General features: G+C 72.1%; 4 protein-coding genes. 2 read left to right on the forward strand and 2 right to left on the reverse strand.

Annotation, left to right across the window (positions count from 1 at the left end; all coding sequences use genetic code 11):
• Positions 1 to 313: 313 nt before the first annotated feature.
• Together AC08OO_RS23225 and AC08OO_RS23230 are read left to right on the forward strand one after the other, a co-directional pair.
• Complete coding sequence (locus AC08OO_RS23225; protein ID WP_011436721.1) at positions 314 to 592, forward strand: GlsB/YeaQ/YmgE family stress response membrane protein; 279 nt, start codon at positions 314 to 316, stop codon at positions 590 to 592.
• Between the two features lie 97 nt (positions 593 to 689).
• The gene (locus tag AC08OO_RS23230) at positions 690 to 1,355 is read left to right on the forward strand and encodes a DUF2599 domain-containing protein (protein ID WP_476619098.1); all 666 of its coding nucleotides are present in this window, start codon (positions 690 to 692) and stop codon (positions 1,353 to 1,355) included.
• A 77-nt stretch (positions 1,356 to 1,432) separates the two neighbouring features.
• On the opposite strand, the gene AC08OO_RS23235 is transcribed toward AC08OO_RS23230, so the two are convergent.
• Both AC08OO_RS23235 and AC08OO_RS23240 read right to left on the reverse strand, forming a co-directional pair.
• Positions 1,433 to 1,951, reverse strand: coding sequence for a TIGR03086 family metal-binding protein (locus tag AC08OO_RS23235; protein WP_476616657.1), 519 nt, complete (start codon positions 1,949 to 1,951; stop codon positions 1,433 to 1,435).
• A 73-nt stretch (positions 1,952 to 2,024) separates the two neighbouring features.
• Positions 2,025 to 2,624 carry a TetR/AcrR family transcriptional regulator gene (locus AC08OO_RS23240; RefSeq protein WP_476619099.1) on the reverse strand — a complete coding sequence of 200 codons (600 nt, stop codon included), beginning with the start codon at positions 2,622 to 2,624 and terminating at the stop codon, positions 2,025 to 2,027.
• Between the last annotated feature and the right edge of the window lie 140 nt (positions 2,625 to 2,764).

Raw genomic sequence — 2,764 nt, forward strand, 5'->3', positions numbered from 1 at the left:
CACATGTTACGACCGGCCGCCGCCCCGTTCGCAGCCCCGCCCCGTTCGCAGCCCCGCCCGGTGATCGGGCCACGGCCGGGCCGATGGTGCGGTGGCGGCCGGCCCGGTCCGGGAGGGCGCTCGACGGGCATCTCGACGGGCAGGCTGTCCGCTCGACGGGCAGGCTGTCCGCAGGACGACGTTTCGGATGTTGTTGGATGTTGTTTGACGAACCGGGTCGGTCGGGTATACGGCGGACGTCCTACTCCTCGATCATCGGTCGGCCATGATCATCGGTCGGCCATCGATGATCATTATTGGTCGGAGGTCTTCCATGGTCTGGACCCTCGTCAGTTGGATGCTGCTTGGTCTCGTTGCCGGCGCGGTCGCGCGCCTGCTCGTGCCCGGACCCGATCCGATGAGTATCCCTGCGACGATCCTGCTCGGCATCGTCGGCTCGTTCGTCGGCGGTTTCCTCGGCTACGTCCTGTTCAACCGTGATCTCAGCGAGGGCGCGCTGCAACCGTCCGGCATCGTCGGCTCGATCATCGGGGGTATCGTCGTGCTGCTGGTGTGGCGGGCGGTGGGCCGCCGCCGTACGTTGCACCGCTGACGCCCGTCCCCGAGGCCGCCTCACGGCCGCCCGGTGTGGTGGGTTGACGCGGCGATAACCGGCGGAACCCACCCGCACCGGATCCGGGGGAACGCACATGGCGGGGACCGCAGGGAGCACCGCGTCCGGGATCGTGGGGGCGCGCCTGTGCGCGCTCCTCGTGCGGGTTCTGCTGGGCGTGCCGGTGGTGGGGCTGCTCGCCGTCGCCTGCGGCCCGGACACCCCGGGCGGCCCGACTCCCGCGCACAGCCCGAGCCCCAGCCCCGAGGCGGCACACAGCCCCGAGGCGGCACACAGCCCGCGGGCCGCCGGTGCCAGCACGCCCTACTGCGGCCCGAGCCGCTACGTCGAGGAGATCGTCGTGCAGCAGTGGGCGGACGGCCGGTTTCGCATCCAGGTGCGGCCCACCCCCGAGGGGCGGCGCGCCGGGGACCCCGGCCAGGTTGCCGCCGAGATCTGGCAGGCCGTGCAGGGGTGTGTGACGGGCCTGCGCGGCGAGGTTGCCGACAGTCTGCGTGACCAGCTGGCGTGCCATCAGAACTTCGCGCAGCTACCGGCGCTGAACGGCGGGAAGGGCTTCGCCACCGGCGGGACCTACGACCTGGAAAGCTGGCGGCCGGCGCCGCGTCCCGGCGGCATCCGGACATGGATCTCCACCCGCTGCGGGAACACCCTCGGCACCGATCCCCCCGGGCCACCGGCCAGGACCTACCGGCCGGACGGCGTACGCCCCCAGCGGACGGTCTCCGGCGAGCAGGCCTGACGGCGGGTTGACGGCTTGGCGGTTGACGACTTGGCGCACGAGCCCGTGTGATCAGCCCCCACGTGATACTGCTGATGTCAGTTCCTCGGGGTCCAGCGGCGTCCGAGCGCGGCCAGGAGCCTGTCCTGGGGTGGGCTGTCGGCGGGCGCGGGCTGGGCGGCGGCATACATGCCGGTCGCGGCGAGCTGGCCACCGAGTGCTTCGACGGCCGGGAGCGTCGCGGTCACCGTGTCGGGATCGAGCTGGACGGTCTGCCCGATGGTGGTGGCCAGATCCCAGGCGTGGACGAGGGGCTCGATGACGGCGACGGTGAGGACCTCGTCCACGGTCCGGGCGCCCAGGGGGGTGTCCACGACGGTGGCCGGGTCCAGGGCCGCGAGGGTGCGTTCGGTGTTCTGGTGGGTGCGCTGCCAGGATGCGCCCGGATCGGGGCCGGCGAGGGCGGTGAGGAGGGCGGGATCGGTGACGGGCGGGCGGGGGCCGTGCCCGGTGAGCAGGCTGACGATCTGCTGCTGGCCGTCGATGACGTGGCCGGTCAACTGCCGCCCGGTCCACACCGGGCAGAGGGACGGGGCGTCCCACCGGTCGGCGGGCACGCGAGTGACGGCACGCGAGTGACGATGGTGGTGAACGTGTCGAGCGCACGGCGGTAGCACTGCAAGGAACGGGTCATGACTCCTTCTGCGGGGTGAGCAGGGGACCGAGCGTCCGCCAGGCGGCGTCGGCCAGGTCGTCGGCGACGAGCGTCGGGGAGCCCGCGGGGCGGGCGAGCCAGTGGCGGCTGTATTCCTGGGCGGGGCCGATCCACAGCGCGACGACGACCGCCAGGTCGGGCCGGTCGGACCAGCCGTGGCCACGCAGCCAGTCGGCCACCGCGGCGAAGAAGCCGCGGTTGTCCGCGGCGGTGCGCTCATCGATCGTGCCGCGCAGGACATCGACCGGCGCGGACAGCAGCAGTCGGGCCAGCCGCGGATGCTCTTCCACCCACCGCAGATGGCGGGTGACCAGGCGGGTCACGCCATCACGGGGCCCGGTCGAGGTGTGCAGCTCACCCCACAGCGCGCCCTGATGATCGGCAAGACCCGCACCCACCACGGCCGCGGCCAGGTCCCCCCGGGTGGGGAAGTAGTGAAACAGGCTGCCGTTACTGACACCGGCCCGACGCCGGACCGCCTGCATGGACGTGGCCTCCCAGCCCTGCTCCAGCACGCAGGCCACGGCCGCGTCCACCAGCCGGGCCCGACTGGGCGCTACCCCGACACCTCCCATAACCCCGACACCTCCCATAGAGCACCACTCTAGAGTAACACTCTATACGGACGTCCCGCGATCCTACCGGTACTCTCCGTACGGACGAGCCTCGGTAGGATCGCCGGCCATGGACGCGGGCGTGGGAAACACGTTGATCT

The organism is Frankia sp. CeCAU1 (assembly GCF_977971845.1).